Source organism: Pseudomonas sp. Van50, from assembly GCF_055390755.1.
Genome location: NZ_AP024343.1, coordinates 2,100,448 through 2,115,201, shown reverse-complemented (window position 1 = coordinate 2,115,201; position 14,754 = coordinate 2,100,448). Strand labels below are relative to the sequence as shown.

General features: G+C 63.8%; 13 protein-coding genes. 5 read left to right on the top strand and 8 right to left on the bottom strand.

Features of this window, described 5'->3' with window-relative positions:
* Positions 1-2 precede the first annotated feature (2 nt).
* Positions 3-2,378 carry a phosphoenolpyruvate synthase gene (gene ppsA / locus ACZ5M5_RS09325; RefSeq protein WP_192259685.1) on the bottom strand — a complete coding sequence of 792 codons (2,376 nt, stop codon included), beginning with the start codon at positions 2,376-2,378 and terminating at the stop codon, positions 3-5.
* Positions 2,379-2,562: 184 nt separating this feature from the next.
* Here ppsA and ppsR point away from each other — a divergent pair, with 184 nt between their 5' ends.
* On the top strand, positions 2,563-3,381 hold the full coding sequence (ppsR, locus tag ACZ5M5_RS09320) for a posphoenolpyruvate synthetase regulatory kinase/phosphorylase PpsR (RefSeq protein ID WP_003199510.1): 819 nt from the start codon (positions 2,563-2,565) through the stop codon (positions 3,379-3,381).
* Positions 3,382-3,513: 132 nt separating this feature from the next.
* Here the strand turns inward: ppsR and ACZ5M5_RS09315 are convergent, their stop codons facing one another.
* A complete protein-coding gene (locus ACZ5M5_RS09315; RefSeq protein ID WP_464738920.1) occupies positions 3,514-4,359 on the bottom strand; it encodes a type 1 glutamine amidotransferase domain-containing protein in 846 nt (281 codons plus the stop codon).
* Positions 4,360-4,462: 103 nt separating this feature from the next.
* Between ACZ5M5_RS09315 and ACZ5M5_RS09310 the strand changes: the two genes are divergently transcribed.
* A complete protein-coding gene (locus ACZ5M5_RS09310) occupies positions 4,463-5,359 on the top strand; it encodes a LysR family transcriptional regulator (protein WP_103309716.1) in 897 nt (298 codons plus the stop codon).
* Between the two features lie 192 nt (positions 5,360-5,551).
* Here the strand turns inward: ACZ5M5_RS09310 and ACZ5M5_RS09305 are convergent, their stop codons facing one another.
* The 5 genes from ACZ5M5_RS09305 to ACZ5M5_RS09285 form a co-directional block, all read right to left on the bottom strand.
* Positions 5,552-5,779 (bottom strand): MbtH family protein, encoded by a 228-nt coding sequence (locus tag ACZ5M5_RS09305; RefSeq protein WP_060738496.1) that lies wholly within the window; start codon positions 5,777-5,779, stop codon positions 5,552-5,554.
* A gap of 84 nt (positions 5,780-5,863) precedes the next feature.
* Positions 5,864-7,276 carry a diaminobutyrate--2-oxoglutarate transaminase gene (locus ACZ5M5_RS09300; protein ID WP_464738919.1) on the bottom strand — a complete coding sequence of 471 codons (1,413 nt, stop codon included), beginning with the start codon at positions 7,274-7,276 and terminating at the stop codon, positions 5,864-5,866.
* Between the two features lie 97 nt (positions 7,277-7,373).
* Complete coding sequence (locus tag ACZ5M5_RS09295) at positions 7,374-7,895, bottom strand: GNAT family N-acetyltransferase (protein ID WP_464738918.1); 522 nt, start codon at positions 7,893-7,895, stop codon at positions 7,374-7,376.
* 266 nt (positions 7,896-8,161) lie between these two features.
* Positions 8,162-9,487: an ATP-binding protein gene (locus ACZ5M5_RS09290; protein ID WP_060738499.1), complete on the bottom strand. Its 1,326-nt coding sequence runs from the start codon at positions 9,485-9,487 to the stop codon at positions 8,162-8,164.
* Positions 9,484-10,164 carry a response regulator gene (locus tag ACZ5M5_RS09285; RefSeq protein ID WP_060738500.1) on the bottom strand — a complete coding sequence of 227 codons (681 nt, stop codon included), beginning with the start codon at positions 10,162-10,164 and terminating at the stop codon, positions 9,484-9,486. The genes ACZ5M5_RS09290 and ACZ5M5_RS09285 overlap by 4 nt, the downstream gene beginning before the upstream one ends.
* Before the next feature lie 175 nt (positions 10,165-10,339).
* Between ACZ5M5_RS09285 and dsbD the strand changes: the two genes are divergently transcribed.
* From dsbD to dsbG, 3 genes are read left to right on the top strand one after another with little or no spacing between them, the layout of a single operon-like run.
* Complete coding sequence (gene dsbD / locus ACZ5M5_RS09280; RefSeq protein WP_464738917.1) at positions 10,340-12,067, top strand: protein-disulfide reductase DsbD; 1,728 nt, start codon at positions 10,340-10,342, stop codon at positions 12,065-12,067.
* Positions 12,067-12,936, top strand: coding sequence for a TlpA disulfide reductase family protein (locus tag ACZ5M5_RS09275; protein WP_060738502.1), 870 nt, complete (start codon positions 12,067-12,069; stop codon positions 12,934-12,936). The genes dsbD and ACZ5M5_RS09275 overlap by 1 nt, the downstream gene beginning before the upstream one ends.
* Positions 12,912-13,679 carry a thiol:disulfide interchange protein DsbG gene (gene dsbG / locus ACZ5M5_RS09270; RefSeq protein ID WP_464738916.1) on the top strand — a complete coding sequence of 256 codons (768 nt, stop codon included), beginning with the start codon at positions 12,912-12,914 and terminating at the stop codon, positions 13,677-13,679. The genes ACZ5M5_RS09275 and dsbG overlap by 25 nt, the downstream gene beginning before the upstream one ends.
* A 169-nt stretch (positions 13,680-13,848) precedes the next feature.
* Here the strand turns inward: dsbG and ACZ5M5_RS09265 are convergent, their stop codons facing one another.
* The gene (locus ACZ5M5_RS09265) at positions 13,849-14,655 is read right to left on the bottom strand and encodes an alpha/beta fold hydrolase (RefSeq protein ID WP_464738915.1); all 807 of its coding nucleotides are present in this window, start codon (positions 14,653-14,655) and stop codon (positions 13,849-13,851) included.
* Between the last annotated feature and the right edge of the window lie 99 nt (positions 14,656-14,754).

Below are 14,754 nucleotides of genomic sequence, written 5' to 3'. Positions count from 1 at the left end.
GATCAGACCGCCGCCTGACCCTCGGCCAGGAAGAACCAGGTTTCCAGCACCGAGTCGGGGTTCAACGAAACGCTTTCGATGCCCTGCTCCATCAGCCACTTGGCCAGGTCCGGGTGGTCCGAAGGCCCCTGGCCGCAGATGCCGATGTACTTGCCGGCCTTGTTGCAGGCGGCGATGGCATTGGCCAGCAGCTTCTTGACCGCCGGGTTCCGCTCGTCGAACAGGTGGGCGATGATCCCGGAATCGCGGTCCAGGCCCAGGGTCAGCTGGGTCAGGTCGTTGGAACCGATGGAGAAACCGTCGAAGAACTCGAGGAACTCTTCAGCCAGGATGGCGTTGGACGGCAATTCGCACATCATGATCACGCGCAGGCCATTGTCGCCACGGGCCAGGCCGTTTTCCGCCAGCAGGTCGACGACCTGGCTCGCTTCGCCCAGGGTCCGCACGAACGGCACCATGATCTCGACGTTGGTCAGGCCCATCTCGTTGCGCACGCGCTTGAGGGCGCGGCACTCGAGCTCGAAGCAGTCGCGGAACGATTCGCTGATGTAGCGCGACGCACCACGGAAGCCCAGCATCGGGTTCTCTTCTTCCGGCTCGTAGAGCTTGCCGCCGATCAGGTTGGCGTATTCGTTGGACTTGAAGTCCGACAGGCGCACGATGACCTTTTTCGGCCAGAACGCCGCCGCCAGGGTGCTGATGCCTTCCACCAGCTTCTCGACGTAGAAACCGACCGGATCGTCGTAGCCGGCAATGCGCTTGTCGACGCTGTCCTTGATTTCCTGGGGCAGGCCGTCGTAGTTCAGCAGTGCCTTGGGGTGCACGCCGATCATGCGGTTGATGATGAACTCCAGGCGGGCCAGGCCCACACCGGCGTTCGGCAACTGCGCGAAGTCGAAGGCGCGGTCCGGGTTGCCGACGTTCATCATGATCTTGAACGGCAGCTCCGGCATGGCGTCCACGGAGTTCTTCTTGATGTCGAAGCCCAGTTCGCCCTCGAAGATGTAGCCGGTATCGCCTTCGGCGCAGGAAACGGTCACGCCCTGGCCATCCTTGAGCAGTTGGGTGGCGTTGCCGCAACCCACCACGGCCGGGATCCCCAGTTCACGGGCGATGATCGCCGCGTGGCAGGTACGCCCGCCGCGGTTGGTGACGATGGCGCTGGCGCGCTTCATCACCGGTTCCCAGTCCGGGTCGGTCATGTCGGAGACCAGTACGTCGCCGGCCTGGACCTTGTCCATCTCCGAGACGTCCTTGATGATCCGTACCTTGCCCGCGCCGATGCGCTGGCCAATGGCCCGGCCTTCCACCAGCACGGTGCCGGTTTCCTTGAGCAGGTAGCGCTCCATGACGTTGGCCTGGGTGCGGCTTTTCACGGTTTCCGGACGGGCCTGCACGATATACAGCTTGCCGTCGTCACCGTCCTTGGCCCACTCGATGTCCATCGGGCACTTGTAGTGCTGCTCGATGATCATTGCCTGCTTGGCCAGCTCGCTGACCTCGGCGTCGCTCAGGCAGAAACGCGCGCGCTCGGCCTTGTCCACGTCGACGGTCTTCACCGAGCGACCGGCCTTGGCTTCGTCGCCGTAGATCATCTTGATGGCCTTGCTGCCCAGGTTGCGGCGCAGGATGGCCGGGCGACCGGCTTGCAGCGTGCCCTTGTGAACGTAGAACTCATCCGGGTTCACCGCGCCCTGCACGACGGTTTCACCCAGGCCGTAGGCGCCGGTGATGAACACCACGTCACGGAAGCCGGACTCGGTGTCGAGGGTGAACATCACGCCGGCGGTGCCGGTTTCGGAGCGGACCATGCGCTGCACACCGGCGGACAGGGCGACCAGCTTGTGGTCGAAGCCCTGGTGCACGCGGTAGGAAATGGCACGGTCGTTGAAAAGGGAGGCGAAGACTTCCTTGGCGGCACGGATGACGTTTTCCACGCCACGGATGTTCAGGAAGGTTTCCTGCTGGCCGGCGAAGGAGGCATCCGGCAGGTCTTCGGCGGTGGCCGAGGAACGCACGGCGACGGCGATATCGGGATTGCCTTCGGACAGCTTGGCGAAAGCGGTGCGGATCTCGGCGTTCAGTTTCTCGGGGAACTCGGCTTCCATGATCCATTGACGGATCTGGGCACCGGTCTTGGCCAGGGCGTTGACGTCATCGACGTCCAGGGCATCGAGCGCATCGTGGATCTGCTTGTTCAGGCCGCTCAGTTCCAGGAAATCACGATAAGCCTGGGCGGTCGTGGCGAAGCCACCTGGCACCGATACGCCGGCACCGGCGAGGTTGCTGATCATCTCGCCCAGGGATGCGTTCTTGCCCCCCACATGCTCCACATCATGGACGCCGAGCTTATCGAGGGAAACTACGTACTCTACCAAGGTGATCTCTCCACTAACTGTGTTGGAAAAGCTCAAGGCACCGGCGGCTCCAGGGGAGCGCTTGCCGGCGATATGGCCTGGACCTGGAAAATAAGTGAGAATGCGGGCCACTGGCGGCCGGCAAATCGCGCCTATCATATCCAAGAATCGTCACTAGCTCACTAGCTTAAGGCCCAAGGCGCAAATGAAACGATCTGCTTTCTTTATCTCCGACGGCACCGGCATCACGGCCGAAACGCTAGGCCAGAGCCTGTTGGCACAGTTCGAAAACATTACCTTCGCCAAATTCATACGTCCGTACATCGACAGCGTCGACAAGGCGCGGGCCATGGTACAGCAAATCAATAAAGCCGCCGAAACCGACGGTTTCCGCCCGATCATCTTCGATACCATCGTCAATCAGGACATCCGTGAGATTCTTGCAACGTCCAATGGTTTCATGATCGACATTTTTTCCACCTTCCTGGCGCCCTTGGAACAGGAACTGAGCGAGCACTCTTCCTACTCGGTCGGCAAGTCCCATTCCATTGGCCACAACTCCAACTACATGGAGCGGATCGAGGCGGTGAACTTCGCGCTGGACAACGATGACGGCGCCCGCACGCATTATTACGACAAGGCCGACCTGATCCTAGTGGGCGTGTCGCGTTGTGGTAAGACACCGACGTGCCTGTACATGGCGATGCAATTCGGCATCCGCGCGGCCAACTATCCGCTGACCGAAGACGACATGGAGCGCCTGCAACTGCCCAGCGCCCTGCGCGCCCACCAGCACAAGCTGTTCGGCCTGACCATCGACCCGGACCGCCTCACGGCAATCCGCAACGAGCGCAAGCCCAACAGTCGTTATTCAAGCTACGCCCAGTGCGAGTTCGAAGTGCGCGAGGTGGAAAACCTGTTCCGGCGGGAGAACATTCCCCATATCAACTCCACGCATTTTTCCGTGGAAGAGATTTCGGCGAAGATCCTGGTGGAGAAAGGGGTGGAGCGGCGGTTCAAATAACCAGGCGGTGTGCCAGAAAACCTGTGGGAGCGAGCTTGCTCGCGATGACGGAGTGTCAGCCAACATTGATCTTGCTGACCCGCCGCAATCGCGAGCAAGCTCGCTCCCACAAGGGTTGGGAAGTCTTCCGGCCTATGGTTTCAACCGCTCAACCAACGCCTGCCCCACCGCCAGCGCCGACGCCGGGTTCTGGCCGGTAATCAATTCCCGATCCGTCACCACATGGGCAGTCCACGGCGTGGTGTTGCTGCTGTACTGCCCGCCAGCCTGCTGCAACGCGGTCTGTGGGTAGAATTTCATGCTCCCACCGCCCAGCAGCCCCTTGGCCAGTTCTTCTTCCTGATTGCTGATCACGGTCATTTTGTACCCGGCGTAGATCCAATTCGACGGGGCCGAGGCCTGGCCTTTGGTAGTCAACTGACCAACGAAGCCCTTGGCATCAGGCAGGGTCGACAGCAACGCGATCGGCCCGTGGCAAACCAGCGCGGTGGTCTTGCCCTTGTCATGGAAGTGCGTCAACACCCGCCCCAGCGGTGCGCTCGTGAGCAAATCCTGCATGGGCGCATGCCCGCCGGGAATGTACAGGGCATCGAACTGCTCCAGACCGATCTGCTCGACACGGGCCAGGCTGATCACCGGCGAGTCCTTGGCCGAAGTGATGTTCAGTTGAGCCAGCAACGCCTGGTAGCGCTCCAGCTCCGCCGGATCATTGTTGAAGTACATCTTGTCCACCGAGGACCGGTCCAGCGTCGGCGCCTTGCCCTCCGGGGTGGCGAACGTCACGTGGTGACCGGCATCCAGCAACAGCTTCACCGGTTGCAGCAATTCGTTGAGGTAAAACCCGGTGGGGAAAACCTTGCCGTTGTTCAGATCCAGATGATCGGAATCCGACAGGACCACCAGCACGTTATCGGCATGGGCCGTGACGCCAATACCCGCCAGAACGACAGACGTTGCCAAGGTCGTGAGCTTTTTCATGATGACTCCAGGCTGTTTCGATAAAAGATGCGCTCACTGTATTGATGCGTTCACCGGCGATAAACTGGCGCACCGGAACATCACTTGGCCCCTGGAGGCAACAATGGCCCGTCGATTCGATTATCTGGCCGACGTGGAAGCCTTCGTCACGGTCGTGGAAAAAGGCACGCTCAGCGCCGGTGCCGTGGCGCTGGGCACTACGCCTTCGGTCCTGAGCCGCGCCATCTCCCGCCTCGAAGCCCGGCTCGGCGTGCAACTGTTGCGACGCACGACCCGGCGCCTGAACCTGACCGATGCCGGCACCTTGTACCTGGAACAGTCGCGCTCGGCCTTTGCCCTGATTGACGACGCCGAGCGGCGAATCCAAGGCCAGGACGGTGTCTTGACCGGTCGTGTGCGCTTGAGCGTACCGACCACCTACGGTCATTACCGCCTGCCATCGCTGCTGTCGCGTTTCGCCGAAGCTTACCCGCAAGTTCGGGTCGAGCTGAGTATCACCAACCGCAATGTCGATCTGGTGGCCGAGGGGTATGACCTGGCGATCCGCCTTGGGCCGCTGCCGGACAGCGGCCTGGTCGGGCGCAAGCTCGAAGACGCCCGACTGTGCCTGGTGGCCGCGCCGCATTACCTGCAGCGCGCCGGAACGCCCCGGCACGTCGATGAACTGGCTGCCCACGCCTGCCTGCCCTTCGTAATGCCCAGCAGCGGACGCATCGCACCCTGGCTGTTTCGCGACAATCATGAAGACCGGGAATGGCTGCCGGCGGGCAATGTGCAAGTGTCCGATGATGTATTGGGTATCGTGTCCCTGGCACAGGCCGGGATGGGGATCTGCCAGACCTATGAATTCATTGTCCGGGAGCGAATCGAGCGTGGGGAACTGGTGGCTTTGCTGGAGGACTTTGGCGGGCGCAGCCGACCCTTTTCAATCATCTACCCGCCCCATCGGCAATTGCCGGCGGCGGCACGGGCGTTGATTGATTTTTTGATCGAGCAATAGCTGGTAACGCCGGCCGGCCTCTGTGGGAGCGAGCTTGCTCGCGATTGCGGAGTGTCAGCCGGCATTGATATTGCCGATCCGCCGCTATCGCGAGCAAGCTCGCTCCCACAGCGGTTCTGATGTGACTGCAAGATTTGCATTCTCCCGCAGCCTTCCTGTGGATAACTTTCTTGCTGCCACAGGCTCTACATTTTAGTGGGTCGCAGCCGCCTGCTCGTCCATTTTCTTGCGCAGGCTCAGCGGGCGCATGTCGGTCCAGACTTCTTCGATGTAGGCCAGGCACTCCTTCTTGAAGCCGCTTTTACCGACGGTACGCCAGCCCTCGGGGACGGCCTTGTAGTCTGGCCAGATCGAATATTGCTCTTCGTGGTTGACCACGACCTGAAAGACGATGTCCTCGCGGTCGAATACTGAAGTCATGGGTGTCTCTCCATCTTTGCTCGAGGTTCGCTGCGTCACATGCGCAGCCAGGATATGAAAGGAACGTACGGGGCCGGCTGAAAATTAGCTCTCGGTGACCGCCGCATGCAGGGCTCGCCCGAAAATCTCGGCGACCCGGTCGATTTCGGCCCGGGTGATGATCAACGGTGGCAGGAACCGCACCACGCCGCCCTGGCGACCGCCCAGCTCCAGGATCAGCCCGCGCTTGAGGCATTCACGTTGCAGCCGTGGCGCCAGTTGTGCATGCACCGGTGGATGGCCCTGGGCGTCCGGCTTGCCCGCCGGGTCCACCAACTCGACACCGAGCATCAGCCCGCGACCGCGGATATCGCCCAGTTGCGGGTAGTCCCGCTGCAGGATGTGCAGGTGCTCGCTCAGGCGTTCGCCCATGGCGGCGGCGTGGGCCGGCAGGTCGTGCTCTCGCAGGTAACGCATGACCGCCGAGCCGGCGGCCATGGCCATCTGATTGCCACGGAAGGTCCCGGCGTGAGCGCCCGGCAACCAGGTGTCGAGCCAGTCGCGGTAAACCACCACCGCCAGCGGCAGGCTGCCGCCAATGGCCTTGGACAACACCACCACGTCCGGGATGATCCCGGCATGCTCGAAGGCAAACATTTTGCCGGTACGACCGAAGCCGCTCTGGATTTCATCGACGATCAACGCCACCCCTGCCTGCTCGGTGATCCGCCGCAAGCCGCGCAGCCAGTCCAGGTCGGCGGGAATGACTCCGCCCTCGCCCTGCACCACTTCGACGATGACCGCCGCCGGCAATTGCACGCCGGCCTCCGGGTCGTTCAGCAGGTTTTCCAGGTAATGCAGGTTGGCCTTCACGCCCTCGACACCGCCCAGCCCGAACGGGCAGCGGTAATCGTAGGGGTATGGCATGAACTGCACGCCGCTGCTGAGCAAGGCGCCCAAGGGTTTCTTCGGCCCCAGGCTGCCCATCAGGCTCAATGCCCCCTGACTCATGCCGTGATAACCGCCCTGGAACGACAGCACGGTGCTGCGTCCGGTCGCGGTACGCACCAGCTTGAGGGCGGCTTCCACCGCGTCGGTACCGGTGGGGCCGCAGAACTGGATCTTCGCCTCGGCGGCCAGCTCCACCGGCAACAGGCCGAACAGGTCCTGGACGAAGCGGTCCTTGACCGGCGTGGTCAGGTCCAGGGTGTGCAACGGCAGCTCATCGGCCAGCACCTGCTGGATCGCGTCGATCACCACCGGGTGGTTATGCCCCAGCGCCAGCGTGCCGGCGCCGGCCAGGCAATCGATGAAGGTGCGGCCCTCGACGTCCTCGACATACAACCCCTTGGCGCGCTTGAGCGCCAGGGGTATGCGCCGTGGATAGCTGCGGGCATTGGACTCCTGCCGACTCTGGCGAGCCAGCAGCGGCGACTCATTGAACTGGTAGAGCGTCTCGGCCGGCACGGGGCTGACCCGGGCCGGCTGTGCTTCGATAAGGCTGTTGGCGACTGACATCTCTCGACCCCGCAGTACGTAGTGACCCAAAACGACACACCGGGCAGGTGCGCATCCGGTCGGGGCGCACATGCAGGTTTCCTGTAGTGGAAACGCATCAGCCACGGGAGGATTTACTCGCGGGCAGCACTTTCTCCTGTGGCGCGATCAGTGGCTTGTGCATCGCAATGGCCTTGACCCCGCCAATGGCGAAGGCATCAGCGCTTTGCTCGAACCCCAGGTGTCGATAGAACGCCTGGCTGCTACGGGTGCTGTTGAGGCGCACCCGGGCCACGCCGCGCCCGCGCAGCCAGGCCTCGATGTCCCGCACCAGCGCCTGGCCGACACCGCGGCGGAAGGACTCCGGCTGTACGTAGCAGAAGGCGATCCGGCCACTGGCCGAGGCCATGGCGACACCCGCCGGCCGCCCCTGCAAACGGGCCAGGGTCAGGCGCAAGCGTGGGTCGACCAGCCAGGGGCGGATATGCGCGAGGGTGTTGTTGCGTACCCAGGCGGCGACGACAGTGGGATCGTTGCGATGTTCGGCGGCACACCCGACCCGGATGGAGCGTTCGGCGATCCGGCTGATGATGCCGGCATCGCTGGGCGTGGCCGTGCAGATTTCGATGAAGGTGTCCATGGCGCGGTTTTCCTCAGTCCTTGAGTCGAGCTGAAAAAAACATAGACCCGGATAAGGCCGGGGCGCCAATGGCAGGTCGTTACAGCAGATGTACAACGACCTCCCGCCGAGTGCGCCTGTAGGAGCTGACGAGTGCAACGAGGCTGCGATCTTGTCCCAGACAGTTAGATCTCAAGCGAAAGTTCAAGATCAAAAGATCGCAGGCTTCGCCAGCTCCTACAGACCCAGCGGGAGCAAGCTCCCTCGCCACGGAACCCCTCGTTTGATCAGGGGTGCTGCACCGGCATCGTCAATTCGACCCGCAATCCATCCGGGCGGCTGTCGAAATGCAGGCCGCAACCGCAACGCTGGACGATGGCCTGAACGATCGCCAGCCCCAGCCCGCAGCCGGTGCTCTGGCCGTTGCGCCAGAAGCGTTGGGTCAAGTGCTGGATGTCGTCGGCGGCGATGCCGGGGCCATGGTCGCGGACCTGGAAACGCACGCGCTGGCCGATCATTTCCAGGCTCAGCTCCACATCGGTATCGTCCGGGGTATGGCGCAGGGCGTTATCCAGCAGGTTGCGCAAGGCGGCGATGGAGAGCACCGCCGGCATTTGCACCGGCGCGTCGGACAGCCCTGGGGCCAAGTGCAATTTGATTCGCCGGGACTCACTGCTGGCCGCGTCCTGGATCGCCAGTCGCGCAACCTGCTCGGCGTTGCAGTGCACGCCATCGTCGAACGACAGGCTGCCTTCGACCCGAGCCAGCAGCAGCAACTGTTCGAGTGTGCGATGCATGCGGTCGGCGCCCTCCTCGGCCCGGGCCAGGGATTGGTCGCGGGCGGCGCCCTCGGTCATGCGCGCCACTTGCAGGTGCGTCTTGATGGCGGTCAACGGGCTGCGCAGCTCGTGGGCAGCGTCGCCGGTCAACCGTCGCTCACGCTCGATGGTCTTGCCGATACGCTGGAACAGCTGGTTCTGGGTCTCCAGCAACGGTCGCAACTCGCTGGGCAGCGGATGGATCTGCAAAGGCTCCAGGGAATCGGCATTGCGCCGCATCAGCGCATCGCGCATGCGATTGAGCGGCGCCAGGCCCTGGCCGATGCCCAGCCACAACAGGCACAGGCAACCGAGCAACGCCACGCCCACCGGCACCGAGGCAGCCAGCAGTATCGACATGTTCAGGGCTTCGCGCTCGATCTGGCGGTCGGCGGTGGTGATGCGCAAATCCCCTCGGGCCAGGGTGAAGCTGCGCCAGGGCGCACCGTCGATCATCTGGTCGTGGAAGCCCATTTTCTCGGCTTCCAGGGCCTGTTCCGGGGTCCCGTGGCTGCGGGCCAGAATCTCGCCGCGCAAGGAACTGACCTGACAGGCCATGCCGCCGGGAATGCTCAGTTGCTCGGAGCTCAAGTGCGTACCGTCGCCCTTGCTGGGCAACGGCGGCATCTGCTCCAGCAACCCGGCAACCATCCGCGCCGAGGCCACTAGACGCTGGTCGAGGGAGAACATCATCTGGTTGCGCAGGTCGCTGAGCATCCACGCCGCGGCCAGGGCCCAGATCAGGGCGAAGGCGGCGCCGAGGGTCAGGCTCAGGCGCAGTCGCAGGCTCATCACTTGGAGGACTCTGCGCCGTCGGCCGGACCCAGGCGATAGCCCAGGCCGCGCACGGTCTCGACAATGCCGTTACCCAGCTTGCGCCGCAGGTGATGGATATGGACGTTGAGGGCATTGCTTTCCAGCTCGTCGTTGAACCCGTAGACGCTGTCCTTGAGTTGCTCGGTGGACAGCACCCGGCCGCGACTGTGCAAGAGCGCCTGCAACAGCGATTGTTCGCGCCGGGACAGGTCCACCGGTTGGCCGTCCAGGGTGGTTTCCCGGCTGCTGGGGTCGTAGGTCAGGCGACCGTGCTCGATCAGGTTGACGCTGCGCCCCGCCACGCGCCGCAGCAACGTGTGCAGGCGCGCCGCAAGCTCGCGCAGGTCGAAGGGTTTGAGCAGATAGTCATCGGCCCCGGCCTGCAAGCCGTCGACCCGGTCGGTCACCGAATCGCGGGCGGTGAGGATCAGCACCGGCGTCTCCAGCCCCTGCTGGCGCAGTTGCCGGAGCAGCTTGAGACCGTCCTCATCGGGCAATCCCAGGTCCAGCACCATGACATCGAACTCCGCCACGCCGACCATCGCCCGCGCCGCCGATGCGGTGGCCACGTGCTCGACCGTCAGGCCCTGCGCCGTGAGGCCGGCAACGATCCCGCTGGCAATCAACTCATCGTCTTCGCAGACCAGTACGCGCATGGTAAGCCCCGTGGAAAAAGGTACATTAGGCCGCCGGCCGATTAAGCCGACATTATGCGACGAGTACGGCAAACATGGGCGATCATTACGGCCTGCCGGTCGCCGCCGGGTTAATCGACGGTTAATCGCCAGTCGCCATTGTGTTTTCCACTCGCTTCGTTCTAAGGCTTTATCCATGCGTCGATTGTTTTTGCTGTGGCTGTTTCTGATCTCGGGCCTGGCCCAGGCCGCCAATCCCTTCGAAACCAAACCCGATTTCCTGCCGGTGGAAAAGGCGTTCGTGTTGACCTCCGAACGCCTGGACTCCGGTGAAACGCAGCTGTTCTGGCAGATTACCGATGGGTACTACCTGTATAAGCAGCGGCTCAAGTTCGAGGGCCTGGCCGAGGCACAGAAACCCAAGTTGCCGGAGGGCGAGGCCCACAGCGACGAGTTTTTCGGCGACCAGCAAGTCTATCGCCAAGCGCTGGAACTGAAGATCCCCGCCGGTGCCACGGGCAAGATCAAGGTGGGTTTCCAGGGCTGTGCCGACGCCGGCCTGTGCTATCCGCCCCAGACCCAGGTGATTGACCTGGGCGGCGGCGCACCGGCGGCGGCCACCGGCGAGGCGCCGGACCAGGCCCTGGCCAGCGGCCTGCAACAACGGGCCTTGGGCTGGAGCCTGCTGGTGTTCTTCGGCCTGGGCCTGCTGCTGGCGTTCACCCCTTGTTCGCTGCCGATGCTGCCGATCCTGGCCGGGCTGGTGGTGGGCAGCGGCGCCGGGCCGAGACGTGGCCTGGCCTTGGCCGGCAGCTACGTGATCAGCATGGCCCTGGTGTATGCGGCCATGGGCGTGCTCGCCGCTCTGCTGGGGGCCAACCTCCAGGCACTGCTGCAACAACCGTGGCTGCTGGGCAGCTTCGCGGCCGTATTCGTGTTGCTGGCGCTGCCGATGTTCGGCTTCTTCGAATTGCAATTGCCCGCGGCGCTGCGTGACCGCCTGGAAAACGCCGGACGCCAGCGACGCGGTGGCAGCCTGGTGGGCGCCGGCGTGCTCGGCGCCCTGTCCGGCCTGTTGGTGGGCCCGTGCATGACCGCCCCGCTGGCCGGCGCCCTGCTATATATCGCCCAGAGCGGCAATGCACTGCACGGCGGGTTGATCCTGTTCACCATGGGCATCGGCATGGGCCTGCCACTGTTGCTCCTGGTGACCGTGGGCAACCGCTTCCTGCCCAAGCCCGGCGCCTGGATGAACCTGCTCAAGGGCGTGTTCGGCTTCCTGTTCCTGGGCACCGCGCTGCTGATGATTCGCCCGATCATCGACAGCTCGCTGTGGATCGGACTGTGGGGCGTGTTGCTGTTGATCGCCGCCTACAGCGCCTGGCGCCAGACCGAAGGCTTCGGTCGCATGGCCTACCTCTGCGGCAGCGCTTCGTTGCTGTTCGGCCTGTGGGGCAGCCTGCTGGTGATTGGCGCGGCGGGCGGTGGCGATGATCTCTTCCAACCTCTGAAGGTCTACGCCGGCAGCGAGGCTAGCGCGACCGTCAAAGCCCACGACACATTCGTCACCGTCAGCGAGCCCGCCGCCCTGCAACGGGAACTGGACGCCGCCAAGGGCCAGGGCCAGTGGGTGCTGCTGGACTATTACGCCGACTGGTGCGTGTCCTGCAAGATCATGGAAAAACAGGTATTCGGCCGCGCCGAGGTGCTGGACGCCCTGCAAGGCGTGCGCCTGCTGCGCCTCGACGTCACCGCCGACAGCCCCGCCAGCCGCGCGTTGCTGAGCCGTTACCAGGTACCGGGGCCGCCGAGCCTGCTGTGGATCGGCGCCGACGGTGAAGAGCGCCGCAGCCAGCGGATCACCGGGGAAGTCGACGCCAAGGCGTTCCTGGAGCGCTGGAACCTCACCCGGGACGCGCGCTGATGCTGACGTTCACCCTGGGCACCTTCGCCATCGCCCTTAACCATCTGTTGCTGATCAGCGCACTGGCCCTGGCGACCTTCGTCGGCTGGCGGGTGGCCAGGCGCGGTGGCGAGAACCCGGAGTCGGTGCTGTTCGTGTTGTTTCTACTGGGGCTTTTGGCCGCACGGATCGGCTTCGTCGTCGCCTATTGGCAACATTACCGGGACGACCCGTGGCAGATCGTCGACCTGCGGGACGGCGGTTTCCTCGCCTGGCCGGGGATCGTGGCGCTGCTGATAGGCGCCTTGTTGTGGGCCCGGCACCGCCCGGCCCTGCGCCGTCCGTTGGGCTTCGGCGTCGGCAGCGGCTTGCTGTTCTGGCTGGTGGCGAGCCTGTCGTTGACGATTTATGAACAGGGCACCCGGTTGCCGGACATCACCCTGCGCACCGCCGACGGCCAGACCGTGAAACTCACCGACTACCAGGGCGGGCCCCTGGTGATCAACCTCTGGGCCACCTGGTGCCCGCCCTGCCGACGTGAAATGCCGGTGCTCGAAGAAGCCCAGCAACAGCGTCCGGACCTGACCTTCCTGTTCGTCAACCAGGCCGAAAGCATGCAAAGCGTCAGCACCTACCTGGCCACCCAGGGCCTGAGCCTGACCAACGTATTGTTCGATGGCAGCGGCCGCCTCGGCCAGGCCGTGGGTTCCATGGCCCTGCCGACCACCCTGTTCTACAGCGCCGACGGTCGCCTGCTGGGCAGCCACCTGGGTGAATTGTCGGAAGCGAGCCTGGCCCGCGCCCTGGAAAACTTCGAAACGCCGGATTCGTCCACGACGCCCCACTCCGCCACAAGGAAACCGCCATGCCCCGCCTCCGCCACCTGCTGACCTTGGCCGTCGCCGCCGCACTGTCGCAGGCCCCGCTGCTGCAGGCCGAAGAATTGCCTGCGGCCATCAAGAAGATCGAAGCCAAGGGCGCGAAAATCGTCGGCACTTTCGAGGCCCCGGACGGGTTGCGCGGTTACGCGGCGCAGTACCAGAACCGCGGCATGGCGCTGTACCTGACCCCGGATGGGCAGCACGTCCTGCTGGGCAACCTGTACGACGCCGAGGGCAAGGACCTGAGCGCCGAGCCGCTGCAAAAACTGGTCTATGCACCGATGGCCAAGGCCATCTGGGCGAAGATGGAAGCGAGCAACTGGATCGCCGACGGCAACAAGGACGCACCGCGCACGGTGTACCTGTTCAGCGACCCGAACTGCCCGTACTGCAACATGTTCTGGGAACAGGCCCGGCCTTGGGTCAAGGCCGGCAAGGTGCAGTTGCGCCACATCATGGTGGGCATCATCCGCGAAGACAGCCCGGGTAAATCCGCCGCCTTGCTGGCCGCCAAGGACCCGGAAAAAACCCTGGCCGAGCATGAAAAGGCCGGCAAGGGCAGCCCGCTCAAGCCGCTCAAGGACATACCGCCCGCCATCCAGGCCAAACTGGACGCCAACCAGCAGTTGATGGACGAACTGGAACTGTCCGCCACCCCGGCGATTTTCTATCTGGATGACAAGGGCGACCTGCAACAGCAGCAAGGCGCGCCGTCACCGGACAAGCTGGTGAAGATTCTCGGGCCGAAGTGACCGACAACCACTGCAGCCCCCGGTGGGAGCGAGCTTGCTCGCGATGACGGCAGATCAGTCAGCATTGATGTGACAGACACACTGCAATCGCGAGCAAGCTCGCTCCCACAGTGGGTTTGCATCGGTCACAAAATCCCAGTGGGAGCGAGCCTGCTCGCGATGCGGTGGATCAGCTGCGCAAGACCTTCAGCAACGCCTCGGTCACGAACTCCGGGTTCTCAAGATTGGAAATGTGTCCCGCGTCCGGTATCAGTAGACAAGGGCAACCGATCAGTTCGGCCATTTCCTTGGCCTCGGACGGCGGACGCGGTTTGTCCTGGTCGCCGCACATAACCACTGTGCCCTTGGCATCCAGTGCATGCAGGCGCGGCAGGATGTCGTCCCGACCGAAAATGATCCGCCCCAGCGGCACGATGCTGGCGCGCAGGCGATCGGTCGGCAGCGCGGCCAATGTGGCGCGAAACTGCTGGTAGAGCGCCGACTGCGGATCGATACCCGGTCGGAAGAAGATCGGCACGACGATGTCCAGCAATGGCTCGGGAATGCTGCCACTGGCTTCGATCCTGTCGAACAGCGAGAAATAGTACTGGCGGGTCGGCTCAGGCTCGACGCCGACGTAGGTGTCCATCAATACCAGCGTCTGCACACGCTCAGGCGCCGCCAACGCCAGCCGCGCCCCCCACATCCCGCCCACCGAAAGCCCGACCAGGTTGAAGCGGTCGATGCCCAGGTGATCCATCAATGTCAGTGCCTGGCGGGCCAGGTCGTCCAGGGAGGTCATGCCCTCAGGCAATTGCCCGGACTGGCCGTGGCCCCATAAGTCCAGGGCGATGACCCGATAATCCCGCGACAACACCTCGATCTGCGGCGCCCACATGCTGTGGTCCCACAGGTAGCTGCTGCCCAGCAGCACCACCGGGCCCTGGCCTTGGTCCAGGTAGTGAAGCGGTTGTCCGTCGATCGTTGCAAAGGGCATGGGTGACCTCCTTGTTTGAGTCTGGAAAAAAGCTTGGGAAGACTGAGCCGTGCGGGGCGAGGCGTCAACCTTGGGCTTTGCTGTGTCAGGACTGACGCC

Coding starts and splice junctions, on each gene's coding strand:
- dsbD (WP_464738917.1), top strand. CDS start 10,340: ATGCGTCGATTGTTTTTGCTGTGGCTGTTTCTGATCTCGGGCCTGGCC.
- ACZ5M5_RS09265 (WP_464738915.1), bottom strand. CDS start 14,655: ATGCCCTTTGCAACGATCGACGGACAACCGCTTCACTACCTGGACCAA.
- ACZ5M5_RS09300 (WP_464738919.1), bottom strand. CDS start 7,276: ATGTCAGTCGCCAACAGCCTTATCGAAGCACAGCCGGCCCGGGTCAGC.
- ACZ5M5_RS09275 (WP_060738502.1), top strand. CDS start 12,067: ATGCTGACGTTCACCCTGGGCACCTTCGCCATCGCCCTTAACCATCTG.
- ACZ5M5_RS09305 (WP_060738496.1), bottom strand. CDS start 5,779: ATGACTTCAGTATTCGACCGCGAGGACATCGTCTTTCAGGTCGTGGTC.
- ACZ5M5_RS09315 (WP_464738920.1), bottom strand. CDS start 4,359: ATGAAAAAGCTCACGACCTTGGCAACGTCTGTCGTTCTGGCGGGTATT.
- ACZ5M5_RS09295 (WP_464738918.1), bottom strand. CDS start 7,895: ATGGACACCTTCATCGAAATCTGCACGGCCACGCCCAGCGATGCCGGC.
- ACZ5M5_RS09310 (WP_103309716.1), top strand. CDS start 4,463: ATGGCCCGTCGATTCGATTATCTGGCCGACGTGGAAGCCTTCGTCACG.
- dsbG (WP_464738916.1), top strand. CDS start 12,912: ATGCCCCGCCTCCGCCACCTGCTGACCTTGGCCGTCGCCGCCGCACTG.
- ACZ5M5_RS09285 (WP_060738500.1), bottom strand. CDS start 10,164: ATGCGCGTACTGGTCTGCGAAGACGATGAGTTGATTGCCAGCGGGATC.
- ppsR (WP_003199510.1), top strand. CDS start 2,563: ATGAAACGATCTGCTTTCTTTATCTCCGACGGCACCGGCATCACGGCC.